Origin of the sequence: Micromonospora sp. WMMA1996 (genome assembly GCF_002573675.1) — a bacterium.
Lineage (GTDB): Bacteria > Actinomycetota > Actinomycetes > Mycobacteriales > Micromonosporaceae > Micromonospora > Micromonospora sediminicola.
Genome location: NZ_PDHU01000001.1, coordinates 1,049,972 through 1,076,835 on the forward strand (window position 1 = coordinate 1,049,972; position 26,864 = coordinate 1,076,835).

Annotated in this window: 21 protein-coding genes and 1 pseudogene; 2 read left to right on the forward strand and 20 right to left on the reverse strand. The window is 71.7% G+C overall.

The window, feature by feature from the left end:
* Positions 1–24: 24 nt before the first annotated feature.
* Positions 25–2,145, forward strand: a complete 2,121-nt coding sequence (locus COO58_RS05130; RefSeq protein WP_098744027.1) for a PhoX family phosphatase — start codon at positions 25–27, stop codon at positions 2,143–2,145.
* A 75-nt stretch (positions 2,146–2,220) separates the two neighbouring features.
* Here COO58_RS05130 and COO58_RS05135 read toward each other — a convergent pair whose 3' ends face one another.
* On the reverse strand, positions 2,221–3,003 hold the full coding sequence (locus COO58_RS05135; protein ID WP_091583655.1) for an IclR family transcriptional regulator: 783 nt from the start codon (positions 3,001–3,003) through the stop codon (positions 2,221–2,223).
* Between the two features lie 152 nt (positions 3,004–3,155).
* Between COO58_RS05135 and COO58_RS05140 the strand changes: the two genes are divergently transcribed.
* Complete coding sequence (locus COO58_RS05140) at positions 3,156–4,337, forward strand: MFS transporter (protein ID WP_098744028.1); 1,182 nt, start codon at positions 3,156–3,158, stop codon at positions 4,335–4,337.
* A 673-nt stretch (positions 4,338–5,010) separates the two neighbouring features.
* Here COO58_RS05140 and COO58_RS05145 read toward each other — a convergent pair.
* From COO58_RS05145 to COO58_RS05235, 19 genes and pseudogenes are all read right to left on the reverse strand, one after another.
* Positions 5,011–6,051 carry a polyprenyl synthetase family protein gene (locus COO58_RS05145; RefSeq protein WP_091583663.1) on the reverse strand — a complete coding sequence of 347 codons (1,041 nt, stop codon included), beginning with the start codon at positions 6,049–6,051 and terminating at the stop codon, positions 5,011–5,013.
* Positions 6,052–6,139: 88 nt separating this feature from the next.
* The gene (gene nuoN / locus COO58_RS05150) at positions 6,140–7,693 is read right to left on the reverse strand and encodes an NADH-quinone oxidoreductase subunit NuoN (RefSeq protein WP_091583667.1); all 1,554 of its coding nucleotides are present in this window, start codon (positions 7,691–7,693) and stop codon (positions 6,140–6,142) included.
* Positions 7,694–7,754: 61 nt separating this feature from the next.
* On the reverse strand, positions 7,755–9,287 hold the full coding sequence (locus tag COO58_RS05155) for an NADH-quinone oxidoreductase subunit M (RefSeq protein WP_098744030.1): 1,533 nt from the start codon (positions 9,285–9,287) through the stop codon (positions 7,755–7,757).
* Between the two features lie 64 nt (positions 9,288–9,351).
* Entirely contained in the window at positions 9,352–11,280 is a 1,929-nt protein-coding gene (nuoL, locus tag COO58_RS05160; protein WP_091583674.1) for an NADH-quinone oxidoreductase subunit L, read from the reverse strand.
* 10 nt (positions 11,281–11,290) lie between these two features.
* Positions 11,291–11,590: an NADH-quinone oxidoreductase subunit NuoK gene (nuoK, locus tag COO58_RS05165; RefSeq protein ID WP_089154544.1), complete on the reverse strand. Its 300-nt coding sequence runs from the start codon at positions 11,588–11,590 to the stop codon at positions 11,291–11,293.
* On the reverse strand, positions 11,587–12,357 hold the full coding sequence (locus tag COO58_RS05170) for an NADH-quinone oxidoreductase subunit J (protein ID WP_091583679.1): 771 nt from the start codon (positions 12,355–12,357) through the stop codon (positions 11,587–11,589). Before COO58_RS05170 ends, nuoK begins: the two co-directional genes overlap by 4 nt.
* Positions 12,354–12,995 (reverse strand): NADH-quinone oxidoreductase subunit NuoI, encoded by a 642-nt coding sequence (nuoI, locus tag COO58_RS05175; RefSeq protein ID WP_091583682.1) that lies wholly within the window; start codon positions 12,993–12,995, stop codon positions 12,354–12,356. The genes COO58_RS05170 and nuoI overlap by 4 nt, the downstream gene beginning before the upstream one ends.
* 1 nt (position 12,996) lies before the next feature.
* The gene (nuoH, locus tag COO58_RS05180) at positions 12,997–14,352 is read right to left on the reverse strand and encodes an NADH-quinone oxidoreductase subunit NuoH (RefSeq protein WP_091583686.1); all 1,356 of its coding nucleotides are present in this window, start codon (positions 14,350–14,352) and stop codon (positions 12,997–12,999) included.
* Entirely contained in the window at positions 14,349–16,832 is a 2,484-nt protein-coding gene (locus COO58_RS05185) for an NADH-quinone oxidoreductase subunit G (protein WP_098744031.1), read from the reverse strand. Before COO58_RS05185 ends, nuoH begins: the two co-directional genes overlap by 4 nt.
* Positions 16,832–18,148, reverse strand: a complete 1,317-nt coding sequence (gene nuoF, locus COO58_RS05190; protein ID WP_091583693.1) for an NADH-quinone oxidoreductase subunit NuoF — start codon at positions 18,146–18,148, stop codon at positions 16,832–16,834. Before nuoF ends, COO58_RS05185 begins: the two co-directional genes overlap by 1 nt.
* 344 nt (positions 18,149–18,492) lie before the next feature.
* Positions 18,493–19,356, reverse strand: a pseudogene (gene nuoE, locus COO58_RS05195) (NADH-quinone oxidoreductase subunit NuoE); the annotation flags it as partial.
* Positions 19,353–20,678 carry an NADH-quinone oxidoreductase subunit D gene (locus COO58_RS05200; protein WP_091583700.1) on the reverse strand — a complete coding sequence of 442 codons (1,326 nt, stop codon included), beginning with the start codon at positions 20,676–20,678 and terminating at the stop codon, positions 19,353–19,355. The pseudogene nuoE and the gene COO58_RS05200, both read right to left, overlap by 4 nt.
* A gap of 55 nt (positions 20,679–20,733) precedes the next feature.
* The gene (locus COO58_RS05205; protein WP_091583704.1) at positions 20,734–21,471 is read right to left on the reverse strand and encodes an NADH-quinone oxidoreductase subunit C; all 738 of its coding nucleotides are present in this window, start codon (positions 21,469–21,471) and stop codon (positions 20,734–20,736) included.
* 55 nt (positions 21,472–21,526) lie between these two features.
* Positions 21,527–22,204 carry an NADH-quinone oxidoreductase subunit B family protein gene (locus tag COO58_RS05210; protein ID WP_091062855.1) on the reverse strand — a complete coding sequence of 226 codons (678 nt, stop codon included), beginning with the start codon at positions 22,202–22,204 and terminating at the stop codon, positions 21,527–21,529.
* Between the two features lie 11 nt (positions 22,205–22,215).
* Complete coding sequence (locus tag COO58_RS05215; RefSeq protein WP_073834101.1) at positions 22,216–22,581, reverse strand: NADH-quinone oxidoreductase subunit A; 366 nt, start codon at positions 22,579–22,581, stop codon at positions 22,216–22,218.
* A gap of 132 nt (positions 22,582–22,713) precedes the next feature.
* Complete coding sequence (locus COO58_RS05220) at positions 22,714–23,988, reverse strand: geranylgeranyl reductase family protein (protein ID WP_098746117.1); 1,275 nt, start codon at positions 23,986–23,988, stop codon at positions 22,714–22,716.
* 134 nt (positions 23,989–24,122) lie between these two features.
* Positions 24,123–24,341 carry a hypothetical protein gene (locus tag COO58_RS05225; protein ID WP_091565146.1) on the reverse strand — a complete coding sequence of 73 codons (219 nt, stop codon included), beginning with the start codon at positions 24,339–24,341 and terminating at the stop codon, positions 24,123–24,125.
* A 74-nt stretch (positions 24,342–24,415) separates the two neighbouring features.
* On the reverse strand, positions 24,416–25,126 hold the full coding sequence (locus tag COO58_RS05230; protein ID WP_091565145.1) for a demethylmenaquinone methyltransferase: 711 nt from the start codon (positions 25,124–25,126) through the stop codon (positions 24,416–24,418).
* Between the two features lie 99 nt (positions 25,127–25,225).
* Positions 25,226–26,485 carry a cell wall anchor protein gene (locus COO58_RS05235; RefSeq protein WP_091565147.1) on the reverse strand — a complete coding sequence of 420 codons (1,260 nt, stop codon included), beginning with the start codon at positions 26,483–26,485 and terminating at the stop codon, positions 25,226–25,228.
* Positions 26,486–26,864: the final 379 nt, after the last annotated feature.

Consider the following 26,864-nt stretch of genomic DNA (forward strand, 5'->3'; position numbering starts at 1 on the left):
CGTCCGATCAGGAGGCTCCACCTCATGAGCGACCGTCCTCGCCTGCTCCCGCTGCTGGGTGGCACCCGCCACGGCAGCCGCGACGCGATGACCTGTCTGTACCGGTGCGGCAACGCCTGCGACCACCCGGTGCCCAACCCCACCGACAACCCGTACCTCGGCGACCTGGTCGACGCCGAGGTCACCCGGCGCGGCGTGGTCCGGGCCGGCGCGGTCGGCGCGCTGGTGCTCGGCTTCGGCGGCGCCGCCGCCGGCGCACTCGCCGGCGCCGCCCCCGCCGCCGCCGCGCCCGCCACCCCGACCGCACCGGGCACGGACGAGGCCCTCGCCGCGACCGCACGCCCGGGCAGCGGCGCGCTGACCTTCAAGCCCATCCCGCCGAACAAGCTGGACACGCTGGTCGTGCCGAACGGCTACGACCACGCCGTGGTCATCAAGTGGGGCGACGAGGTCGTCCCCGGCGCGCCCGCGTTCGACGTGCGCCACCAGAGCGCCGCCGCGCAGGCCAAGCAGTTCGGCTACAACAACGACTTCGTCGGCGTGCTGCCCATCGACCGCAAGCGCGCGCTGCTCGTGGTCAACCACGAGTACACCAACGAGGACCTGATGTTCCCCGGCTTCACCGGCCAGGACGCGCTGACCGTGGAGCAGCTGCGGGTGGCGATGGCCGCCCACGGCATGTCCGTGGTCGAGCTGGAGCGGGTGGAGAACACCGGGCAGTGGCGGCCGGCACGGCGCGGCCGGCGGGAGTACAACCGCCGGGTCACCGCGCTGGCCACGAAGTTCGAGCTGACCGGCCCGGCCGCCGGCTCGGCCTGGCTGCGGACCGCCGCCGACCCGAAGGGCCGCACGGTCGTCGGCACGCTGAACAACTGCGCCGGCGGCGTCACGCCGTGGGGCACCGTGCTCTCCGGCGAGGAGAACTTCAACCAGTACTTCGTCGGCGGCGACGGCGCGCCGGAGGAGCTGAAGCCGAAGCTGGCCCGCTACGGCATCCCCACCGACGTGCGCTACCCGAGCGGCAGCCGCAAGTGGGACCGGGCCGACGAGCGGTTCGACCTGGCGAAGCACCCGAACGAGGCGCACCGGTTCGGCTGGGTGGTCGAGATCGACCCGTTCGACCCGCAGGCCCGGCCGCGCAAGCACACCGCGCTGGGCCGGGTGAAGCACGAGGGCGCGAACGTCATCGTGGCCCGCAGCGGACACGTGGTCGCGTACATGGGCGACGACGAGCGTTTCGACTACCTCTACAAGTTCGTCTCGGACAAGAAGTTCATGCCGGGCAACTCCTGGGTGGCCCGCAAGCACAACCTGACGCTGCTGGAGTCGGGCACGCTCTACGTCGCGGCGCTGACCGGCGACAGCCCGGGTGAGATCGACGGCAGCGGCACGCTCCCCGCGGACGGCGGCTTCGGCGGCCGGGGCCGCTGGATCAAGCTGGTCAGCGGCAACCGCTCGTACGTCGACGGCATGACCGCCGCCGACGTGCTCACCTTCACCCGGCTGGCCGGCGACAAGGTCGGCGCGACCAAGATGGACCGTCCCGAGGACGTCGAGCCGAGCCTGCTCACCGGCAAGGTCTACGTCGCGCTGACCAACAACACCGACCGGGGCAAGGCCGGCAAGGCGCCGGCCGACGAGGCGAACCCGCGCAACGCCAACAAGCACGGGCAGATCCTGGAGCTGGTCGAGGACCGGGGCGACAACACCGCCGAGACCTTCGCCTGGTCGCTGCCGATCGTCTGCGGCGACCCGGCGGACGCCTCGACCTACTTCGCCGGGTACGACAAGACCAGGGTCTCCCCGATCTCCTGCCCGGACAACGTCGCCTTCGACGCCACCGGCAATCTCTGGATCTCGACCGACGGCAACGCCCTGGGCAGCAACGACGGGCTCTTCGCCACCGCCGTCGAGGGCCCGGAGCGGGGGCACCTGAAGCAGTTCCTCACGGTGCCGCTCGGCGCGGAGACCTGTGGTCCGTTCATCACCAAGGACAACCGGTCGGTCTTCGTGGCCGTGCAGCACCCGGGCGAGATCTCCGGCGCCTCGGTGGAGAACCCGGCCTCCACCTGGCCGGACGGCGACTTCGCCAAGCCCGGCGTGGTGGTCACCTGGCGCCTCGACGGGGGCCCGGTCGGCAGCTGAGCCATCCCCGGGGTGGGTCCGGCGCTGGACCCACCCGCTGACGGGCCGTCGTCGGACCCACCGGCGGCGGCCCGATCAGTTCTCGGTGGCGATCCCGTCGGCGATGGAGCGCGCGGCGGTGAGCAGCTTCGCGCGGACCACCCGGGCGGAGGTCATCATCTCGCCGGCCGGCAGCGCGCAGGCCAGCACCACCCGCCGCTCGATGTCCTTGTCCGGGGTGACCAGCACCGCGGCGCAGGCCACGCCCTGCCGGAACTGCCCCAGCTCCAACTGCATGCCGCGCCGGTCGCCGGCGGCCAGGTCGGCCTCGAACGCCTCGACTGTGGTCAGGGTGGCGGTGGTGAACGGGCGCATGCCGTATTCGCGCAGGTAGCGGAAGCGCTGCTCGGCGGTGAGCGTGGCGAGCAGGCTCTTGCCGAGGGCGGTGGCGTGTGCGCCCTCGTCGAAGCCCGGGACCAGGTCCTCCATGAACGGTGAGCGCGGCCCCTCGGCGGACGCGGTCACCGCCACCTGCCCACCCACGAAGCGGCCCAGGTAGTGGCTCCAGCCGGTGTCCACGGCGGCGCGCCGCAGCGCCTCGCCCACCGCGGGCGGCCCCCGGAACGCGGTGACCAGCTCGCGGTAGCGGTCGGCCACCTCCAGCCCGACGATGTACGTCCCGTCCTCGCGCCGGATCACGTAGCCCTCGTAGGCCAGCGTGCGCACCAGGTGGTAGGTGGTGGCGACGGTCAACTCGCAGCGGCGGGCGATCTGCTTCACGGTGAGCCCTCTCGGCGCACGGCCGACCGACTCGAGCACTCGAAGCGCGCGGGAGACGCTGCGGATCAGGTCCGAAGGTTCCGCCAGGGGGTCGCGCACAACCACCTCCGCCGCCGGGGACTTACACCATATGAAAAACAGGCCGAGTGCGAAATGCCTGTTCGGATCGAGGATGCCAGATCACCGGACACCCACCGTGCACCGACAGACACGATCAGCAGCCAAAACGCGGCAGGCGTAGGTTGGCGACGATGACCGAAACAATTTCGCGAACCGCTCCGGCGTCGGCCGGCGGAGCGGTCCGGGTCGGCGCCGGCGCCACCATCACCACCGTCGCCTGCGTCCTGCCGGTCTTCCTGGTCGGTGGCCTGGCCGTGCAACTCGGCGACGAGCTGGGCTTCAGCCCCGCCGGGCTGGGCCTGGCGGTCTCGGTCTACTTCGGCGTGAGCGCCCTGGCGTCGGTGCCCTCCGGGGCGCTGGTCGAGCGGTACGGGCCGGCCCCGGTCGCCCGGGCCGGCGTCCTGCTCTCCGCCGGCTCGATGCTGGCCGTGGCGGCGCTGGCCCGGTCGTACCCGGTGCTGGTGGCGCTGCTCGCGATCGGCGCCGCCGCCAACGCCCTCGGCCAGCTCGCCAGCAACGCCGCGCTGGCCGCGCACGTGCCGGCGCGGCGGCAGGGCCTCTCCTTCGGCGTGAAGCAGGCCGCCATCCCGGTCTCCACCCTGCTCGCGGGCGTGGCGGTGCCCACGGTCGCGCTGACCGCGGGGTGGCGCTGGGCCTTCGTCGCGGCTGCCGCGGCGGCGTTGGCCGCGCTCCCGGCCGTACCCCGGTCCGAGCGGAACCGGGACGGCCGCGCCGCCTCCGGGCGCGGCGGAGGCGGGCGGGGGCCGCTCGTGGTGGTGGGGCTGGCCGCCACACTGGCGGCGGCCGCGGCGAACGCGTTGGGCACGTTCCTGGTCGACTCGTCGGCCGCGCGCGGGCTCTCCCCCGCCCTGGCCGGCCTGACCCTGACGCTCGGCAGCGCGGTGTGCGTGGTCGCGCGGATCGGGGTGGGTTGGTTCGCCGACCGGCGGGCGCGCGGGCATGTCGGGTTGATCGCCGGCCTGCTGGTGGCCGGCGCCGTGGGGCTGGTCCTGCTGGCGGTGGCCGGCCCGGTGCCGCTGGTCGCCGGCGTGGTGCTCGGGTTCGGTCACGGCTGGGCCTGGCCCGGGCTGATGAACTTCGCGGTGGTCCGCCTCCACCCGCAGGCCCCGGCCGCCGCCACCTCGATCACCCAGACCGGGGTGTACGCGGGCGGCAGCCTCGGCCCGCTCGGCCTCGGCACGGTGGCCGGCGCCGCCGGCTACCCCGCGATGTGGCTGACCGCCGCCGTGGCCATGCTCCTGGCCGCTCTGCTCATGCTCCTCGGCGCCCGCCGCCTGTCCCGCACCGCCTGACCGACCCCTCCGGGAGTGCGGCGCATTCGGCGAGACCTGCCACGGGCCGCCCGGGGTGTCGCGCCGCGGCCCGCCGCGCCCGGGGCCGCCGTGGCGCCCTCGGCTCGCTTGTCGTCGGAACCGGCTTCCCGGGCGGTGCGCCGGCAACGTGGCCGAGGGCCGGAAGGGCGTGGCACCGCGGGGGCGGGGCGCGGGGTGGGCGTAGCGCGGGGTCGGCGTAGCGCCGGGATGGGCGTAGCGCGGGGGCGGGTGCCGGGGTCGGCGTAGCGCGGGTGGGCGTCGGTTTCGAGCGGGCGCGTGCCCGGGCGGGCGGCCTGCACCGGGCGGACCGGGCCAGCGGCGTGATCCCTGGGATGCCCTGGCGCCGCAAGGGGCGGGGTGCCGGTGACCGGCCGCCGCAACAAGGAAGACGCCACATTCGAGCGATATACCGCCTGGTCATATTTATGACCCAGCGGTATATCGCGCAAAACGCGATCTCTTCTCAGCGGCGACTACGTTCCGTGACGGTGGAGGAGCCGACGCGGGCGCTGGTCCCGGTGACCCCGGCAGCCCTCATCCCCCGCGGAGCGGGCCGTGGTGGCGAACGCGTGCCGCGGCGTCAGCTCGGTGTTCCGGCCCGGCCGGCTTGGAAGCGACGGACCGGCCGGGCGGCCCGGGAGCGGCCGGACGGTCAGCTGGTGCGGTCGGCGATGTAGTCGCAGAGGGATTCCAGCGCGCGGCGGGCCGGGCCCTCGGGGAGCGGGGCGAGGCGGGCGCGGGCGTCCTCGGCGTAGCTGCGCACCGTCTCCCGGGCGCGCTTGAGCGCCGGGGACTCGCGGAGCAGGGTCAGCGCCTCGGCGTGCAGCGCGTCGTCGACCAGCGGCCCGGTGGCCAGGATCTCCCGCAGCCGCACGCTGGCCGCGTCCGAGTCGTCGGCGGCGAGCGCGTAGAGCACCGGCAGGGTGGGCACGCCCTCGCGCAGGTCGGTGCCGGGCGTCTTGCCGGACTCCACCGACTCGCTGGCGATGTCCAGCAGGTCGTCGGAGAGCTGGAACGCCACCCCGATGATCTCGCCGTATCCGGCCAGGGCCTCGATGTGCTCGGGGGACGCGCCGCCGAACATGCCGCCGAAGCGGGCCGAGGTGGCGATCAGCGAACCGGTCTTCTCGGCGATCACGTGCAGGTAGTGGGCGACCGGGTCGGTGTCCCGCGGCCCGACCGTCTCGGCGATCTGGCCGTGCACCAGCCGGGCGAACGTTCGCGCCTGCAACCGGACCGCCTCCGGGCCCAGGTCGGCCGCGATGTCCGCGGCCCGGGCGAAGAGGTAGTCGCCGACCAGGATGGCCACCGAGTTGGTCCAGCGGGAGTTGGCGCTCGGGGCGCCCCGCCGCACGGCCGCCTCGTCCATCACGTCGTCGTGGTAGAGCGTCGCCAGGTGAGTGAGTTCCATCACCACGGCGGCCGGGACGACCTGCGCGGCCTCCGGGTCGCCGAACTGGGCGCCCAGCGCCACCAGCAACGGGCGGAACCGCTTGCCGCCGGCCTGGAGCAGGTGCCGGGCCGCCTCGGTGACGAGTGGGTCCGCGCTGGCCACGCTGGCCCGCAGGTGCGCCTCGACCCGGTCGAGCACGCCCAGCACGGAGGCTTCGACGCGCGGGTCGGCGAGGTGCAGGCCGAGCGCGCCGAACTGACCTGAATGCTCGCCAGCCGGGTTCACCACGTCTTCAACCATGCCACACCCGTTCGACCTGCTCGGCGAGGGGGATGGAGGCCGAGGGCCGGCACGCCACGGCGTACCGGCCCCCGGAGGATGCGTTCGATCATCGGACGAATTCGGCGGCACCGGTGGTCAGGTCGAGCAGCGGCCCAGGGACCACGCCGAGGACCAGCGTGGCCAGCACGCCGATGACCAGGGCCGCGGAGGTGAGCGCGCCCGGCACGGCCACCGTCGGGGTCGCCTCGCCCGGCTCGGAGAGCCACATCATCACCACGACCCGCAGGTACGGGAACGCCAGCACCATGCTGGTCAGCACGCCGGCGATCACCAGCCACGCCTGGTTCGCCTCCAGCGCCGGCCCGAACACCGCGAACTTGCTGGTGAAACCGCTGGTGAGCGGGATGCCGGCGAAGGCCAGCAGGATGAACGTGAAGACCGCCGCGAAGAACGGCGAGCGTCGACCCAGCCCGGCCCAGCGGGACAGGTGGGTGGCCTCGCCGTCGGCGTCCCGCACCAGCGTCACCACGGCGAACGCGGCGAGCACCGAGAAGCCGTACGCGGCCAGGTAGAACATCGTGCCGGAGAGCCCCGACTTGGTCGGCGCCAGGACACCCACCAGCAGGTAGCCGGCGTTCGCGATCGACGAGTACGCCAGCAGGCGCTTGATGTCCGTCTGGGTGACCGCGAGCACGGCGCCGACCAGCATGGTCAGCACCGCCACCACGCCGAGCACCGGGGTGAAGTCCCAGGCGGCGCCGGCGAAGGCGACGTGGAAGACCCGCAGCAGCGCGCCGAACGCGGCGACCTTGGTGCAGGCGGCCATGAAGCCGGTCACCGGCGTCGGCGCGCCCTGGTAGACGTCGGGCGTCCAGACGTGGAACGGCGCGGCGGCGGCCTTGAACAGCAGACCGATGGCGAGCAGCGCCATGCCGGCGAAGAGCAGCACCTGGCTGGACGAGGACTGGCCGACCGCCGCGTGCACGGTGGCGAAGTCCACGCCGGCCCCGCGACCCGGGATCCCGGAGGTGAAGCCGTAGATCAGGGCGACACCGAACAGGAAGAACGCCGAGGCGTACGCGCCGAGCAGGAAGTACTTCATCGCCGCCTCCTGGCTCAGCAGTCGCCGGCGGCGGGCCAGCGCGCAGAGCAGGTAGAGCGGCAGCGAGAAGACCTCGAGCGAGATGAACATGGTCAGCAGGTCGTTCGCCGCCACGAAGATCAGCATGCCGCCGATGGCGAACGTCATCAGCGGGTAGACCTCGGTGGCGCCGCCGACGCCCTCGGCCTGCTTGCGGTCCTCGGGCGACTCGGCGGTGACCGCGGCGTGCGCCACGAAGGCGCCGCCCCGCTCCACCGTGCGCTCGCCGACGAGCAGCAGCGCCATGGCGGCCAGGACCAGGATGGCGCCCTGGAGGAACAGCGTCGGCCCGTCCACCGCGATCGCGCCACCGGCGGTGATCAGCCGGTCGTCGGAGTTCAGGATCACCATGGCGATCGCGGCCAGCACCGCCAGCAGGGCGAGACCGAGCTGCACCCCGTTGCGCAGACGGCGCGGCACGAACGCCTCGACCAGAACGCCGACCAGAGCCGCGCCCAACATGATCAGGATGGGAGCGAGCGCCGCGTAGTCGATCGACGGCAGCTTCAGTTCACTCACAGTGCTGGCCTTTCGTTCGCGACTGCGGGGCTCACTCGCTCCGCTCGTTCACTCCTCGCGCTCACCGGGAAGCCTCCTGGACGCTGCCGACCTCAGGGGCGGGATCGGACTTGCCGACGTCCTGCATGGTCGCCTGGACGGCGGGGTTGATGACATCGGTGACCGGCTTCGGATAGAAGCCGAGCAGCACGATCAGCGCGATCAGCGGCGCGACGACGACCTTCTCGCGCAGCGTGAGGTCCCGGCGCATGCCCTCGACCTCGGTCAGCGCCGGGTTGAGCGTGCCCTGGGTGGTGCGCTGCACCATCCACAGCACGTACGCGGCGGCCAGGATGATGCCGAGCGTGGCGATCACCGCGACCGGCTTGTTGACCGTGAACGTGCCGATCAGCACCAGGAACTCGGAGACGAACGGCGCGGTGCCGGGCAGCGCCAGCGAGGCCAGACCGGCGAAGAAGAGCACGCCGGCCAGCACCGGCACCAGCTTGCCCGCGCCGCCGAAGTCGCTGATCAGCGCCGAGCCGCGCCGGGCGATCAGCATGCCGACCACCAGGAAGAGCAGGCCGGTGGCGAGCCCGTGGTTGAGCATGTAGAGCACCGCGCCGGTGCCGGCCTGGGTGGTGAAGGCGAAGATACCCACACCGATGAACCCGAAGTGCGCGATCGAGGTGTACGACACCAGCCGCTTCAGGTCGTTCTGGCCGACCGCCAGCAGCGCGGCGTAGATGATGCCGATGACCCCCAGCGCCAGCGCCCACGGCGCGAACCAGCGCGACGCCTCCGGGAACAGCGGGAGGCAGTAGCGCAGGATGCCGAACGTGCCGACCTTGTCCAGCACGCCGACCAGCAGCGCGGCCGCGCCGGCCGGGGCGGCGCCACCGGCGTCCGGCAGCCAGGTGTGGAACGGGAAGAACGGCGCCTTGATCGCGAAGGCGATGAAGAAGCCGAGGAACAGCCAGCGGGCCGTGTTCGTGGCAAACTCCGCCTGGCTCAGCGCCTGCCAGTCGAAGGTCTTCCCGCCGACCACCCAGAGTCCGATCACCGCGGCCAGCATGAACAGACCGCCGACCAGCGAGTAGAGGAAGAACTTCACCGCCGCGTACTGCCGCTGGTGGCCGCCGTAGCTGCCGATCAGGAAGTACATCGGCACCAGCATGACCTCGAAGAACACGTAGAACAGGAAGACGTCGGCGGCGGCGAAGACGCCGATCATCGTGCACTCGAGGACGAGCAGCAGCGCGAAGTAGACCGGCACCGAGCGCTTGGACGACTCGGCGTCGTGCCAGGACGCCAGGATCACCAGCGGCACCAGGATCGCGATCAGCATCAGCATGACCAGCGCGATGCCGTCCACCTCGAAGGTGAACCGCACGCCCCAGTTCGGGATCCACGGGTACGACTCGCGGAACTGGAACCGGTCACCGCCGGCGGAGAAGGCGAACCACATCACCACCGAGAGCACCAGCACCAGCAGCGACCAGCCGAACGCCACCAGCTTGGCCAGGTCCGGCCGGCTGCGCGGCAGCAACGCCACCACCAGGGCGCCGACCAGCGGCGCCACGGTCAGCACCGAGAGGAACGGGAAGTTGGACATTATTCGGCCTTACCTCCGTCGTGACTGCGTGGCCCGCCGGCGGGGGCGGCCGCGTTGCTGTCGATCACGCCAGCCACCCCGCCTGCACCGCCAGGAACGCCGCCACCACGAGCAGCGCGCCGGTCAGGATCGAGGTCGCGTACGACCGCACGAAGCCGGTCTGCAGCCGCCGGAGCCGGCCCGAGCCCCCACCCACCGCGGCGGCGAGGCCGTTGACCAGCCCGTCGACGCCCCGGTTGTCGAGGAACACCAGCGCCCGGGTGAGGAAGATGCCCGGCTTCTCGAAGACCGCCTCGTTGAAGGCGTCCGTGTAGAGGTTGCGGCGGGCGGCGGTGACCACCACACCGGCCGGCTGCGGCTCGGTGGCCGTGCCGTTGCGGAACAGGAACCAGGCCAGCCCGGCCCCGAGCACGGTGATCAGGATCGAGAGGATGGTGATCACGGTGTGCGAGAGCACGCCGTGCGCCTCGCCACCCGCCTCCTCGCCGAGCACCGGGGTCAGCCACGACACCACGCCGTCGTTCAGCGTCATCAGACCACCGGCCACCACCGAGCCGGCGGCGAGCAGGATCAGCGGGATCGTCATGAGCTTGGGCGACTCGTGCGGGTGCTCGATGTCCTCGGTCCACCGCTTCGGGCCGTGGAACGTGAGCACGAACAGCCGGGTCATGTAGAACGCGGTGAGCCCGGCGCCGAGGAGCGCCGCCCCGCCGAACAGCCAGGCGGTCCAGCCCTCCCGCTCGAACGCGGACGCGATGATCGGCTCCTTGGAGAAGTAGCCGGAGAGCGGCGGGATGCCGATGATGGCCAGCCAGCCCATCATGAACGTCAGCCAGGTGATCTTCATGTACTTCGACAGTCCGCCGAAGCGGCGGATGTCCACCTGGTCGTTCATGCCGTGCATGACCGAGCCGGCGCCGAGGAACATGTTGGCCTTGAAGAAGCCGTGCGCCAGCAGGTGGATGATGGCCAGCGCGTACGCGCCGCCGCCGAGACCGACGCCGAGGAACATGTAGCCGATCTGGCTCACCGTGGACCAGGCCAGCACCCGCTTGATGTCGTCCTTCGCCGCGCCGATGACGCAGCCCATCAGCAGGGTGAGCGCGCCGACGCTGACCACCACGAGCTGGAGCGTCTCGTTGGCGGAGAAGATCGGGTTGGAGCGGGCGATCAGGTAGACGCCCGCGGTGACCATGGTGGCCGCGTGGATGAGCGCCGACACCGGGGTCGGGCCCTCCATCGCGTCCGGCAGCCAGGCCTGGAGCGGGAACTGGCCGGACTTGCCGGCCGCGCCGAGGAGCAGCAGCAGGCCGAGCACCAGCACCGTGGTGGAGGTCAGCGAGCCGACCCCGTTGAACACCTCGTCGTACTGGGTGGTGCCGAGCATGGCGAACATGACGAAGATGCCGATGGCCAGGCCGGCGTCGCCGACCCGGTTCATCAGGAACGCCTTCTTGCCGGCGGTGGCCGCGCTGGGCCGGCCGTACCAGAAGGAGATCAGCAGGTACGACGCCAGGCCGACGCCCTCCCAGCCGAAGTAGAGCATCACGTAGTTGTTGCCGAGCACCAGCAGCAGCATCGCGGCGACGAACAGGTTGAAGTACCCGAAGAACCGGCGCCGGCCCTCGTCGTGCGCCATGTACTCCACGGCGTAGAGGTGGATGAGGAAACCCACCCCGGTGATCAGCAGCACGAACACCGCGGCCAGCGGGTCGAAGAGCAGGCCGAAGTCCACCTTCAGGTCGCCGACCGTGATGAACTGCCAGAGGCTCTGTTCGACCTGCTTGTTCTCCAGACCGCGCAGCTGGAAGAAGTAGGTCAGGCCGAGCACGAACGCGGCGCCGATGGCCGCCACGCCGAGCCAGTGGCCCCAGCGGTCCGCCCGCCGGCCGAGCAGCAGCAGGACCGCCGCGCTGACCAGCGGGATCGCCACCAGCAGCCAGACGCTGCCCAGCAGGCCATCCGCAGTAGCGAATTCCACAGTCTGTTCCACCGCAGACCCCTCAGTACTTCAGCAGGTTGGCGTCGTCGACGCTGGCCGAGCGCCGGGTCCGGAAGATCGCCATGATGATCGCGAGCCCGACCACGACCTCGGCCGCCGCCACCACCATCACGAAGAACGCCATGATCTGGCCGTTTAGGTCACCGTTGATCCGGCTGAACGTGACGAGCGTCAGGTTGGCCGCGTTGAGCATCAGCTCGACGCACATGAACAGCACGATGGCGTTGCGCCGGACCAGCACGCCGACGGCGCCGATGGTGAACAGCACCGCCGCGAGGATCAGGTAGTAGTCCGGGGTCATTTGTCGGTCCCCTTCAGTGCGGTCTCCTCGGCCGTCATGTCGCGCACCGGCATGATCTCCGGGATGCCGCGGTCGGTGAGCCGGCCGTCCGGCAGGCGGGCCGGCGTGGCCACCGAGGAGGAGGTGGCGAAGACACCCGGACCGGGCTTCGGGCCGGGGTAGTTGCCGGGCCGGAACCGCGCCTTCATGGTGGCGACCTGGTCCATCCGGTCCTCCTTGCGCCGCTCCACGTGCGCGAGCACCATCGCGCCCACCGCGGCCGTGATCAGCAGCGCCGAGGTCAGCTCGAAGGCGAAGACGTACTTGGTGAAGAGCAGCCGGGCGATGCCCTGCACGTTGCCCTCGGCGTTGGCCTGGTCGAGCCCGGCCGCCCGCACGCCGTCGAGCGCGCGGTAGAGGCCGGTGCCGACCAGGCCGGCGAAGCCGAGCCCGAGCACCACCGCGGCGACCCGCTGGCCACGCAGCGTCTCGATCAGCGAGTCGGACGCGTCCCGGCCGACCAGCATCAGCACGAACAGGAAGAGCATCATGATCGCGCCGGTGTAGACGATGATCTGCACCATGCCGATGAACGGCCCGGCCTGGAGCACGTAGAACACGCCCAGGCAGAGCATGGTCAGCACCAGCCAGAGCGCGGAGTGCACCGCGTTGCGGGCCCACACCATGCCGAGCGCCCCGATCAGGGCCAGCGGAGCGAGGATCCAGAAGGTGACCTCCTCACCCCCGGTCACGTCGCCCGCCGCGGCGAGCACCGTCTGTGTGGTCATGCCCCTGCTCCCTTGCCCGCCTCGGACCGCTGCGCGGCCTGCTCGGCGCCGGGGAAGGTCACGCCGGGGTGCTCCTCCACCTGGTACCGGCCCGGGCCCATCGGCGAGTGCTCGGCGCCGGCCGAGGTGCCCGGGTTGGTCAACGCGCCGACGTAGTAGTCCTTCTCGCTGTCGCCCAGCCGCATCGGGTGCGGCGGCTGCTCCATGCCTTCGAGCAGCGGCGCGAGCAACTGCTCCTTGGTGAAGATCAGGTCCTGCCGGTTGTCCCGGGCCAGCTCGTACTCGTTGCTCATGGTGAGCGAACGGGTCGGGCAGGCCTCGATGCAGAGCCCGCAGAAGATGCACCGGGCGTAGTTGATCTGGTAGGTGCTGGCGTACCGCTCACCCGGGGAGAAGCGCTGCTCCTCGGTGTTGTCGCCACCCTCCACGTAGATCGCGTCGGCCGGGCAGGCCCAGGCGCACAGCTCACAGCCGATGCACTTCTCCAGCCCGTCCGGGTGCCGGTTGAGGATGTGCCGCCCGTGGTAGCGCGGCGCCGAGACCGGCGGCTTGAACGGGTAGTCGGTGGTGACGACCTTCTTGAACATGTGCGAGAAGGTGACCCCGAAGCCCTTGAACGTTCCGGTGATCGCGCCCACGTCACACCTCCCTGGAGTCCGAGCCGGCGACGACGTTGGCCGGCTCCCGCTCGGCGACCACGCGCCGGGTACGGGGGCTCGGCGGAACCTGAAGATCCATCGGGGGCAGCGGGAAGCTGCCGTACGGCCGGCTGTCCACCTGTTCCTGCGGGGACGGCTTCGGCTGCTTCTTCTTGCCGGGCCAGAAGAGCGTGGCCAGCAGCAGCACGCCCGCGCCGATGGCGGTGGCGAGCAGCCGGTCGTTGGTCTGCCAGTCCTCGATCGAGCGCAGCCCGGCGAGCACCAGGATCCAGACCAGGTTGATCGGCAGCAGCACCTTCCAGCCGAACCGCATGAACTGGTCGTAGCGGAGCCGGGGCAGCGTGCCGCGCAACCAGACGAACACGAAAACCAGCAGGATCACCTTGCCGAAGAACCACAGCATCGGCCACCAACCCTCGTTGGCGCCCGACCAGAGCGTGATCGGCCAGGGGGCCCGCCAGCCGCCGAGGAACAGCGTGGTGGTGACCGCCGACATGGTCACCATCGCCACGTACTCGGAGAGCATGAAGAGCGCGAACTTCAGCGAGCTGTACTCCGTCATGAAGCCCGCGACCAGCTCCGACTCCGCCTCCGGCAGGTCGAACGGCGCCCGGTTGGTCTCGCCGACCATGGCGATGAAGAAGATGATGAAGCTGGGCAGCAGCAGGATCGCGTACCAGCCGGGGGCGGGCAGGTCGAACCCGCCGATGCTCAGTTGGGTGGCGTCGCCCTGCGCGGCGACGATCCCGCTGGTCGACATCGTGCCGGCGGTCATGAACACCGCCACGATGCTCAGCCCCATCGCGACCTCGTAGGAGATCATCTGGGCGCTGGACCGGAGACCGCCGAGCAGCGGGTACGTCGAGCCGGAGGCCCACCCGCCGAGCACGATGCCGTAGACGCCCATCGAGGAGCAGGCCAGGATCACCAGCACCGCCACCGACACGTCGGTGACCTGCAGCGGCGTCCAGTGACCGAAGATGCTCACCTTCGGGCCGAAGGGGATCACCGACAGCGCGGTGACCGCGGAGATCACCGAGATGGTCGGGGCGAAGAAGAAGACCACCTTGTCGGCGGCGCGCGGGAGGATGTCCTCCTTGAACGCCATCTTCAGGCCGTCCGCGAGCGTCTGGAGCAGGCCGAACGGGCCGACCTGGTTGGGGCCGGGCCGCACCGCCATCCGGCCCACGACCCGCCGCTCGAACCAGACGCCGAGCAGCGTGGCCAGCAGGCCGAAGGCGAACGCGAAGACGATCTTCCCGAGGACCAGCCACCACGGGTCCTTGCCGAAGTCGGCGAGCGTCGGGTCCTGCGCCGCGAGGATGACGGCGTTCACTGGGATACACCCCCGGTGTTGAGGAGCGGACCCGGGCGCGCGGCGGCGTCCGCGGCGACGGGCGCCGCGGTCACCGTGACGACGTGACCGGACGTCGCGCCGAGGCTGCGTCGTACGGTCGAGCCGGGTGAGTTGGTCGGCAGCCAGACGACGCCGTCCGGCATCTCGGTGATGGCCGCCGGCAGGGTGACCGCGCCGCGGTCGGTGCCGACCGTGACCGGGTCCCCGTCGGCCACGCCGAGCGCCTCGGCGGTGCCCTTGCCCAGCCGGACCACCGGCGGGCGGGCGGTGCCGGCGAGGTGCTCGTCGCCGTCGGTGAGGCTGCCCAGGTCGACGAGCTGGTGCCAGGTGGCCAGCACGGCCTGGCCCGGCCCGGGCTGCGGCACGGTGGCCGGCTCGACCGAGGGCGCGGACGGCCGCTCGACCCGGGTCCGGGGCAGCGCGCCCAGCTCGCGGCGCACGCTCGGCACGTCGCCGGCGCCGAGCCGCACGTCGAGCTGCGCCGCGATGGCGTCGAGCACCCGACCGTCGGTCATCGCGCCGGTGTCCAGCACCTTCTCGAAGGTGCGCAGCCGGCCCTCCCAGTCGAGGAAGCTGCCGGCCTTCTCGACCACCGGGGCGACCGGGAAGACCACGTCGGCCCGCCGGGACACCGCGCTCATCCGCAGTTCCAGGCTGACCAGGAACGGCACCGCGTCCAGGGCCGTCTCGGCCAGGCGCGGGTCGGCCAGGTCGGCGGGGTCGACCCCGGCCACCACCAGGGCGCCGAGGCGGCCCTCGGCCGCCGCGCCCAGGATGCCGTCGGTGTCGCGGCCGGCCTGGCTCGGGATGACCCCGGCCGGGATGTCCCACGCCTCGCCCAGCTCCGCGCGGGCGGCCGGCTCGGTGACCACGCGACCGCCGGGGAGCAGGTTGGGCAGGCAGCCCGCGTCGACCGCGCCGCGGTCACCCGCGCGCCGCGGCACCCAGGCCAGACGGGCTCCGGTACGCCGGGCCACGTCCGCCGCCGCGGAGAGTCCGCCGGGCACCGCGCCCAGCCGCTCGCCGACGATCAGGATCGCGCCCGGCTGCCCCAGCGCCTCGGCCACCGTGGCGTGCTCGGCCAGCACGCTGGCCTCCTCGCCCGGCACCACCCGGGCGAGCTTCGCCCCGAGCTTCTCCAGGCCGCGGGTCGCGAACGGCGCGATCGCGTACACGGTGAGCTTCTTCTTCAGGTACGCCTTGCGCAGCCGCAGGAAGAGGATCGGGCACTCCTCCTCCGGCTCCAGGCCGACCAGCACCACCGCGGGCGCGTTCTCCACGTCCGCGTAGGTCACGTCGGTGACCCCGGCGACGTTGCTGGCCAGGAAGTCGGCCTCCTCGCGGGAGACCGGGCGGGCCCGGAAGTCGATGTCGTTGGTGTGCAGCGCCACCCGGGCGAACTTCGCGTACGCGTAGGCGTCCTCGACGGTGAGCCGGCCGCCGGTCAGCACCGCCGTGCCGGTGCCGCCGTCGCGGGCCGCGCGCAGCCCCTCCGCGGCCCGGGCGAACGCCTCGCTCCAGGACGCCTCGCGCAGCTCACCGGTCTTCTCGTCCCGCACCAGCGGGGTGGTGAGCCGGTCGAACGCGCGGGTGTACTGGAAGCCCCAGCGCCCCTTGTCGCAGTTCCACTCCTCGTTCACCGCCGGGTCGTCGCCGGCCAGCCGGCGCAGCACCTTGCCCCGCCGCCAGTCGGTGCGCTGGGCGCACCCGGCCGAGCAGTGCTCGCAGACGCTGGGCGAGGAGACCAGGTCGAACGGGCGGGAGCGGAAGCGGTACTGCGCGCCGGTCAGCGCGCCCACCGGGCAGATCTGCACGGTGTTGCCGGAGAAGTACGAGTTGAAGGGAACATCCCCCTCGTCGCCCTCCTCGCCGTACTCCTCGTCCCGGTAGATGTTGATCTCCTCGTGCGAGGAGCGTCCCATCAGATCGATGAACTTGTCACCGGCGATCTCCTCGGAGAACCGGGTGCACCGCTGGCAGAGCACGCAGCGCTCGCGGTCGAGCAGCACCTGCGTGCTGATCGGCAGCGGCTTCGGGTACTCCCGCTTGTGCTCGTGGAAGCGGGAGTCGGTGCGGCCGGTGGACATGGCCTGGTTCTGCAGCGGGCACTCGCCGCCCTTGTCGCACATCGGGCAGTCCAGCGGGTGGTTGAGGAGCAGCAGCTCCATCACCCCCTCCTGGGCCTTCTTGGCGACCGGGGAGGTGAGCTGGGTCCGCACGACCATGCCGTCGGCGACGGTCTGGGTGCAGGAGGCGACCGGCTTGCGCTGGCCCTCCACCTCCACCAGGCACTGCCGGCAGGCGCCGGCCGGGGCCAGCAGCGGGTGGTCGCAGAAGCGGGGGATCTCGGTGCCCAACTGCTCGGCGACCCGGATCAGCAGCGCTCCCTTGGGCGCGGTGACCTCGACGCCGTCGATGGTCAGCGTGACGGTCTCGGTCTGCTTGGCTACGTCCGTCATCAGTGGGCTCCAACCAGCTGCTTGTCGGAGAGCTTCGGAGCGGTACGTCCCTCGATGTAGTCGAGGTAGTCCTGCTTGAAGTACTTCAGCGACGAGGTCACCGAGCTGGTCGCACCGTCACCCAGACCGCAGAACGAGCGGCCGAGGATGTTGTCGCAGGTGTCGAGCAGGGTGTCCAGGTCCTCGTGGGTGCCCTGGCCGGACAGGATCCGCCGGTAGACCCGGACCATCCAGTAGTTGCCCTCGCGGCACGGGGTGCACTTGCCGCACGACTCGTGGTGGTAGAACTCCAGCCACCGGTAGGTCGCGTAGACCGGGCAGTCCTGGTCGGAGAAGATCTGCGTGGCCGTGGTGCCCAGGATCGAGCCGGCCGCCGCCACCCCCTCGAAGTCCAGCGGCACGTCCAGGTGCTCGGCGGTGAGCAGCGGCGTCGAGGAGCCGCCCGGGGTCCAGAACTTCAGTTCGTGTCCGGGCTTCATCCCGCCGGCCAGCTCGATCAGCTCGCGCAACGTGATGCCCATCGAGCACTCGTACTGGCCGGGGTTGGCGATCCGGCCGGAGAGCGAGTAGATCATCGGGCCGGACGACTTCTCCGTGCCCATGGTCTTCCACCAGTCCGCGCCGCCCAGCACGATGTAGGGCACGCTGGCGATGGTGCCGACGTTGTTGACCACGGTCGGGCTGGCGTACAGGCCGTGGGTCGCCGGGAACGGCGGGCGCAGCCGGGGCTGGCCCCGGAAGCCCTCCAGCGAGTCCAGCAGCGCGGTCTCCTCGCCGCAGATGTACGCCCCGGCGCCGGAGTGCACCACCAGCTCCAGGTCGAACTTCGAACCGAGGATGTTCCGGCCGAGGTAGCCCTTGGCGTACGCCTCGGCCACCGCGCTGCGCAGCCGCCGGGCGGCGTGCACGGCCTCGCCGCGGATGTAGATGTACGCCCGGCTGGCCCGGATCGCGTACGACGCGATGATCACACCCTCGACCAGCGCGTGCGGGTCGTGCGTCATCAGCGGCAGGTCCTTGCAGGTGCCCGGCTCGCCCTCGTCGGCGTTCACCACCAGGTAGTGCGGCTTGCCGTCGCCCTGCGGGATGAACCCCCACTTGAGACCGGTCGGGAAGCCCGCGCCGCCCCGGCCGCGCAGCCCGGAGTCCTTGATCAGCTGGATCAGGTCGTCCGGGTGCGCCTTGAGCGCCTTGCGCAGGGCGGCGTAGCCGTCCAGCTTCTCGTAGGTGCCGAGCCGCCAGGCGTCCGGCGACAGCCAGCGCTTGGTGAGCACCGGCGTGAGCTTGGCCAACGTCTCCGGCCGAGGAGTGGTCACTTCCGGACCCCCGTTCCGCTCGCGTCCGCCGGGTCGGCGCCGTCGGCGTCCGTACCGGCCTCCGCCTCCTTGAGGTTGCGCTCCTGCGCGCCGGCCGCGTCGCCGGCGGGCTTGCCGTCGCCGGCCGGCGGGTTCGCCGCCGCGCCGGCCGCCTCCGCCGCCCGCGCGTCACGCGGCGCCGGTGCCGGGCCGTCCACCGGGACCTTGGTGCCCGGCGCGTCGGGCACCGGGGTGCTCGCGTCCGGCTGCCGGGTCTCGGCGGTACGCACCTGCGGCGACTTGTCGTCCGGCGCCTTCACGTCCGGCGCGGTGCTGCCGCTGGCCGCCGCGGGCGTCGCCGGCTCGGCCGCGCCCGCGTTGCCGGCGGTGCCGGTCGTGGCCGTCGTGCCCGCCCTGGCCGGCTCGGCCGTCTTGTCCGCGCCGTCGGCCTTCGCCGGCTCGGCGGCCTTGGCCGGCTCCGGCGCGGGGGCCGGCTTCTCGGCCTCGGCCTTCGCCTTGGCCTCGGCGGCGGCCCGGTCGGCCTCGGCCTTGCTGCGGATCGGCGTCTTCGGGTCGAAGCCCGGCACCGCGATGCCGTGCTCCTCGGCCAGGCGCAGGCCGCGCAGCGTCGGCGCGCCCGGCCCGCCGTCGGCCACCGCGCCGTCCCGCTCGTCGGCGAAGCCGGCGAGCTGGACCGCCATCTCCTTCAGCGTGCAGAGCCGCGCGCCCCGGGTCGGCATCGGCCGGCCACCGGCCTGCAACTCCTGCACCACGCCGAGCGCGCCCTGCGGCTCCACGTTGTCGAAGAAGTCGTAGTTGACGGTCATCACCGGGCCGTAGTCGCACGCCGCCAGGCACTCGGCGTGCTCCAGAGTGATCTTCCCGTCGGCGGTGGTCTCCTCGTGCCCGACGCCCAGGTGCTCGGCGAGCGCGTCGTAGACCGCCTGGCCGCCCAGCACGTCGCACATGGTGTTGGTGCAGACGCTGACCAGGTAGTCACCGCTCGGCTTGCGCTTGTACATGGTGTAGAAGGTGGCGACCGCGCCGACCTGGGCCTTGTTCAGCCCGAGCACCTCGGCGCAGAACTCGACCCCGGCCGGGGAGACGTAACCCTCCTCGGACTGGACCAGGTGCAGCAGCGGCAGCAGCGCCGAGCGCGACCGGTCCGCCGGGTAGCGGGCGATGATCTCCCGCGCCCGCAGTCGGGTCTCCTCAGTGAACACACTCATCGGTCACAACCACCCATCACGGGGTCCAGCGAGGCGCCGCCGGCGATCACGTCGGCGATCAGGCCACCCTCGGCCATGGCCGGGAGGGCCTGGAGGTTGATGAAGCTCGGTTCCCGGTAGTGCACCCGGTAGGGCCGGGTGCCGCCGTCGGACACCGCGTGCACGCCCAGCTCGCCGCGGGGCGACTCGATGCCGACGTACACCTGGCCCGGCGGAACCCGGAAACCCTCGGTGACGAGCTTGAAGTGGTGGATCAGCGACTCCATCGACTGGCCCATGATCTTCGCGACGTGCTCCAGCGAGTTGCCCATGCCGTCGACGCCGATGGCGAGCTGCGCCGGCCAGGCGATCTTCTTGTCGGACACCATCACCGGGCCCGGCTTCAACCGGTCGAGCGCCTGCTCGACCAGCTTCAGCGACTCGCGGATCTCCGCCAGTCGGACCAGGTAGCGGCCCCACACGTCACCGTCGGTGTGGGTCGGCACGTCGAACTCGTACGTCTCGTAGCCGCAGTACGGCATGGTCTTGCGCAGGTCCCAGGCGAGCCCCGCGGAGCGGAGCACCGGGCCGGTCACGCCGAGCGCCAGGCAGGCGGTCACGTCGAGCACCGCGACGTTCGTGGTGCGCTCGATCCAGATCGGCTGGCCGGAGAGCAGGTTCTCGTACTCCTTGAGCTTCTTCGGCATCAGCGCCAGGAAGTCGCGGATCTTGCGGATCGCGTCGTCCGGCACGTCCTGCGCCACGCCGCCCGGCCGCACGTACGCGTGGTTCATCCGCAGGCCGGTGATGGTCTCGAAGATGTCGAGGATGTACTCCCGCTCGCGGAAGCCGTACAACATCATGTTGATCGCGCCCAGCTCCATGCCGGTGGTGGCCAGCCAGACCAGGTGCGAGGAGATCCGGTTCAGCTCCATCATCAGCACCCGGATCGTGGTGGCCCGCTCGGTCACCTCGTCGGTGACGCCGAGCAGCTTCTCCACCGCGAGCGCGTACGCCGTCTCGTTGAAGATCGGGGAGAGGTAGTCCATCCGGGTCACGAACGTCGAGCCCTGGACCCAGTTGCGGTACTCCAGGTTCTTCTCGATGCCGGTGTGCAGGTAGCCGACGACCGAGCGGGCCTCGCGGACCGTCTCGCCCTCCAGCTCCAGGATCAGCCGGAGCACGCCGTGGGTGGACGGGTGCTGCGGACCCATGTTGACGACGATCCGCTCGTCGTTGATCGGGTCGGTGCCGGAGACGACCTGGTCCCAGTCGCCACCGGTGACGGTGAAGACCTTGCCCTCGGTGGTCTCGCGCTCGGTCGCGTAGTTCGACGTGGTCACAGTGTCAGCCCTCCGATCGCGACTGCGGGGCTCCGCTTCGCTGCACTCCTCGCGCTCACTGGTAGGACCTCCTACGGTCCGGCGGGGGAATTTCCGCACCCTTGTACTCGACGGGTACGCCGCCGAGCGGGTAGTCCTTGCGCTGGGGGTGCCCCTCCCAGTCGTCCGGCATGAGGATCCGGGTCAGGTTGGGGTGGCCGTCGAAGACGATGCCGAACATGTCGTACGCCTCCCGCTCCTGCCAGTCGGCGGTCGGGTAGACGGCCGTGACGCTCGGCAGGTGCGGGTCCTCGGCGGAGACCGCGGCCTCCAGCCGGACCTGCCGGCGGTAGGTCATCGAGGTCAGCTGGTAGACCACGTGCAGCCGGCGCTCGTCGGCGCCCAGGTAGTCCACACCGGACACCGAGGAGCAGAGCTCGAAGCGCAGCGACAGGTCGTCGCGCATCACCTGGCAGACCTCGGCGATCCGCTCCGGCCGTACGTGCAGGGTCAGCTCACCCCGGTCGACCACGACCTTCTCGATCGCGTCGCTGAAGGCCGGGTACGCCTCCTCCAGCGCGTCCCGCACCTCGTCGAAGTAGCTCCCGTACGGCCGGGCGGCCTCCTCGATGGGCTTGCGCTGGCGGACCAGGCCGCCGTAGCCGGAGACGTCTCCGGTGCCCTGGTTGCCGAACATGCCCCTGCCGGCCGGAGAGGCCGGCGGGTACTCGGCCGGCGCGGTGGAACTGGCCCCGGCGGGGGTGGTCGGTACCGGCACCCCGCCGTCGTTGTTCCGGTCGTTCGGCGAGGTCACTGGGCCTGCCCTCCGATCGCGACTGCGGGGCTCCGCTTCGCTGCACTCCTCGCGCTCACTTGGGTCCCCCCTGCGTCTGGAGGTGGTTCTGCGCCTTCATCCAGTTCTCGATCCGCAACTGCTCCTCGCGCCCCTCGCGGACCGCCTTCGTCCACTCGGCGCGCCGAGCCTTGTCGTTGCGGTACGACGACGGCATCGAGCCGTACGGCACGACGGGCACGTCACCGCGCTCCTTGCGGGCCTCCAGCATCTTGCGGCCGTTCGGGCCCAGCGGCTCGTACATGATCTTCTCGCGGAGCTTGAGCACCGCGTCGATGAGCATCTCCGGCCGGGGCGGGCAGCCGGGCAGGTACATGTCGACCGGCACGACGTGATCGACGCCCTGCACGATCGCGTAGTTGTTGAACATGCCGCCGCTGCTGGCGCAGACGCCCATCGAGATGACCCAGCGGGGCTCGGCCATCTGGTCGTAGATCTGCCGCAGCACCGGGGCCATCTTCTGGCTGACCCGGCCGGCGACGATCATCAGGTCGGCCTGCCGGGGCGAGGCGCGGAAGACCTCCATGCCCCAGCGGCCCATGTCGTAGTGCGGGCCGCCGGCCGCCATCATCTCGATGGCACAGCAGGCGAGGCCGAACGTGGCGCCCCAGACGGACGACTTCCGCGACCAGTTGACCAGCTTCTCGACGCTGGTGAGCAGGACGCCGGAGGGAAGCTTCTCCTCGATGCCCATCTGCTACCTCCTCAGTCCCAGTCCAGGCCGCCGCGCCGCCAGACGTAGGCGTAGGCGACGAAGACCGCGACGATGAACAGGACCATCTCCACGAAGCCGAAGATCGGCAGGGCGTCGAAGGAGACCGCCCAGGGGTAGAGGAAGATGATCTCGATGTCGAAGACGATGAAGAGCATCGCCGTCAGGTAGAACTTGATCGGGAACCGGCCGCCGCCAACCGGCTGCGGGCTCGGCTCGATGCCACACTCGTACGCCTCGAGCTTGGCCTTGTTCAGACGCCGGGGGCCGGCGAATCGGGCGGCGGCCACGGAGAACAGCGCGAACCCCGCGGCGAGGGCGAACAGCCCGATGATGGGTGCGTAAGGAGAGAGCGTCATCGTTGTCCCCTGCTCGTCCTTCCCTGACCTCGGTGGTTGGCCAAAATCACACTATTCACGTCCCTCACGACCTCGGTCGGCGGGGGTCGATCTCCGTCCGTCCCGTGGGCAGGCCCCCGGGCCGGTGGTCTCCTACACGGCCGGGGCCGCCTTCGTCATCGCGTTGATGACCCGGTCCATCGCGTCCCCGCCGCGCGGGTCGGTCAGGTTCGCCAGCAGCTTGAGCACGAAGCGCATCAGCATCGGGTGCGGCATGCCGTGCTTGGTGGCCAGCCGCATCACCTCGGGCCGGCCGATCAGCTTCACGAAGATGCCGCCGAGCCGGTAGTAGCCGCCGAAGCGGGCCTTCAGCTCCTGCGGGTAGGCCATCAGCGCCCGCTCCCGCTCCGCGCCGGCCGGGCGGGCGAGCGCCTGCACCGCGACCTCCGCGGCCAGCTCGCCGGACTCCATCGCGTACGCGATGCCCTCGCCGTTGAACGGGTTGACCATGCCGCCGGAGTCGCCGACGAGCAGCACGCCGCGGGTGTAGTGCGGGACCCGGTTGAAGCCCATCGGCAGCGCGGCGCCGAGGATCGGACCCTCCGCGTTGGCCTCGTCGGTCATCCCCCAGTCCTCCGGGGTGTTGGCCAGCCAGTCGGTGAGCAGCCGCCGGTAGTTCGTCTTGCCGAACGCCGAGGAGGAGTTGAGCACGCCCAGGCCGACGTTCACCCGGCCGTCGCCGAGGCCGAAGATCCAGCCGTAGCCGGGCAGCAGCGCGTCGTTGCCCTTGGCCCGCAGCTCCAGCCAGGACTCCAGGTAGTCGTCGTCGTGCTTGGCGGGCGAGCGGTAGTAGCGGCGGACCGCGACGCCGATCGGCCGGTCCTCCCGCTTGGTCAGCCCGAGCGCGAGCGGGAAGCGGCCGGAGACGCCGTCGGCGGCGACCACCAGCGGCGCGTGGAAGGTGGCCGGCTCCTTGTCCGGGCCGACCTCGGCCTGCACGCCGATCACCCGGTCGTCCGCGTCGAGCACCGGGGTCAGAACGTTCACCCCGGTGCGCAGCTTCGCACCGGCGGCGACGGCACGCTGGGCGAGCAGGTCGTCGAAGTCGAGCCGGGTCCGGACCAGGCCGTAGTTGGGGAAGCTGGCCAGGTCGGGCCAGTCCAGCTCCAGGCGTACCCCACCGCCGATCACCCGCAGGCCCTTGTTGTGCAGCCAGCCGGCCTCGGGCGAGGTGTCCACGCCCATCCGGATCAGCTGCCGCACGGCGCGGGGCGTGAGCCCGTCGCCGCAGACCTTCTCCCGGGGAAACTCCGTCTTCTCCAGCAGCAGCACGCGTACGCCGTGCCGCGCCAGGTGGTACGCCGTGGCCGATCCTCCGGGACCGGCGCCCACGACGATGACGTCGGCGTCGTTCTCCACCGCGGTCATCCGCGCCTCCTCCCGCATGCTCGTGAAATGCTTCACAAGCCGATCGGGTTGGAGTCTATGACCGGCGTTACACCTGTATGCGACCAGGGGTGCCTAACTTCACGGAAACCCGCCGGTAAGGATGTGGATATCGGTCACGGGCGGGCCGGCGTGGCCGGCCCCAGACCGGCGTCGAGGCGGATCGCCTCGGGCAGGTGGTCGCGCAGCGCGCCCCCGGCGGCGCGGTCCAACGCCGCCAGCACCTCGGCGACGACCTGACGGACGTCCGCGGGATCCGCCCCGGCCAACTCCCTGAGCTGGGCGATCAGCTCGGCGGCGTCGTCGTCGGTGGCGACCTGGTCCGATCCCGTCATGGGGGCGAGCCTACGGGACAAAGTAGACCAGAACCGGATATTCACGAAATGGTCGGTTTGAGTCGACCGAGGGATCAGTCCCGGACGGCGCGGTGCAGCGCGACGACGCCGCCGGTCAGGTTGCGCCAGGCCACCCGGCCCCACCCGGCCGCACCGATCCGCGCGGCCAGCGCGGCCTGGTCCGGCCAGGCCCGGATCGACTCCGCGAGGTAGACGTAGGCGTCGGGGTTGCTGGACACCGCGCGGGCCACCGCCGGCAGCGACCGCATCAGGTACGACAGGTAGACCGTGCGGAACGCCGGGTTCACCGGCGTGCTGAACTCGCAGACCACCAGCCGTCCGCCCGGCCGGGTCACCCGGGCCAGCTCGCGCAGCGCGGCGTCGGTGTCACTCACGTTGCGCAGCGCGAAGGAGATGGTCACCGCGTCGAAGCTGGCGTCGGCGAACGGCAGCCGCAGCGCGTCCCCGGCCAGCAGCGGCACCGCCGGGCGGGTGCGCTTGCCGGCGTGCAGCATGCCCAGCGACAGGTCGGCGCCGACCGCGTACGCCCCGGAGTGGGCCAGTTCCTCGGTCGACACCCCGGTGCCGGCGCCCACGTCCAGCACCCGCTCGCCGGGGCGCAGGCCGAGCGCCGCCCGGGTGGCCCGCCGCCAGGACCGGTCCTGCCCGAAGGAGAGCACGGTGTTGGTCAGGTCGTAGCGGGCCGCCACACCGTCGAACATGGCGGCGACCTCGTGCGGCTGCTTGTCCAGGCTGGCGCGCTGGCCCTGCGGGGTACGGCTCACCCCTCCACTCTGCCAGCCACGCCGGCCCCGGCTCCCCCCGGGTACGCGACGAGGGCGGGGTGGTCGCCCACCCCGCCCTCGTCCGGTAACCGACTCCGGTCAGTCCTCGGTGCGCTCCTCGGTCGGGGCGACCAGGACCACCTTGCGGCGCCGGGACAGCATCATCAGCGCCGCACCGGCGGCGAGGACGACCGCGCCGACACCGCCGATCAGGCCCACCTGCACACCGGTCACCGGCAGGCCGCCGTCACCGGAGCCACCGCCGTTGCCGCCACCAGCCGTCGGGGTCGGGACCGCGGTCGCGCCGCCGCTCGGGGTCGGCTCGGCGGTCGGCGTCGGCTGCGGGGTGCCGCTGGGGCCGGGCGTGGGCTCGGCGGACAGGTCGACGAAGGCCTCGAAGATGGTGTGGTTGTCCAGCTCGTCGACCTCGGCGAAGGTGCGTCGTTGCGCCTGGCTGGCCGCCTTGGGCGCCTCGTCCGGCGTGCCCTCGGCGCGGTCCAGTCCGTAGGCGAAGAAGTCGCCCTCGTGCAGCACGGTCTCGGTCACGTCGTCGCCGACGCGCACGGTGACCCCGGCGGTGTAGTACTGGCCGGGCCGGATCACCGCGCCCGCGTCCTCGCAGACGGCCTGCTGCTTGCCCAGCACCTCCTGGCGCACGCAGCCCTCCGGCAGGTCGACGAAGGCGACCCCGGCGGGCAGCGTGAGGCCGTAGACGACACCGGTGGCCGACTGGCTGCCGTGGTTGTAGGCCGCCCAGTCCAGCGGGACCGTCCTGCCCCGACGCACCGGCTTCAGGTCCGGCTCGTCCCGCACCGCGCCGTTGACCACGACGTTGTCCTGGATGTCCTGCACCCAGGCGGTGAGGTCGTAACCCGGCTTGGTCACCCGGATCGGCAGCTCGACGATGTCGTCGGCGGTGTTCGGCTGCGGGGTGGTGGTGGAGACGCCGACGGTCAGCACGCCGCCGTCCCCCTTGCCGCCGGTGCTGAACAGCGGGATGCCGAAGTCCTCGCTGGTGCCGGCCGGCACGTCGCCCAGGAGGCAGTCGAAGAGCTGCGGGGAGACCACCCGGCAGCCGGCCGGGCGCAGGTAGCCCACCCGCTTCGGGTTGAGATCGTCCACCTTGACCCGGACGCTGACGTCCTTGGCGGTGGCGGTGCCGACGTTGGTGACGGTGAACTTGACCGGCTTTGCCTGGGCCGCCTCGACGCCCCTGGCCAGCCCGGTGCTGATCGGGGCGAGGACGAGGTCGGCCAGGTCGGCCGCCTGCGCCGGCACGCCGAACGCGACCGGCGCGGCGGTGGAGAGCAGGGCCACCACGCCGGCGCGGGCCAGCGTGGAGCGGTATCGGAAGGTCATGGTTCCCCCGGGGGTAGGGACGTGCCGATCGGGCACGGAACGAACGGACGGTACCGGAGCGACGCATCGACGCGCCAGCGCCGTACGGTTGCAATTCCCACTGACCGCCACCGACAGCAAGGGCGGGATGGTCACCCATCCCGCCCTTGCCGCGGTGCGTTATGTGAACGGCCCTCATGGGCCGATGGAGGACGACGGTCCGCCGGACGCCGCCAGCGTAGTCGCCGCGACGGCGCGCGGTACCGCCCTCGACCGGGTCGCCGCCGACCTGTTACCTGGCAGCTCGCGGCCCTGATGGACGGTGCCGAGCGGGCACGTTAGCGGCCCGCCGACGGGCCCGTCGAGATCCACGCCGAAGCTTCACCGGAATCGACGGGCC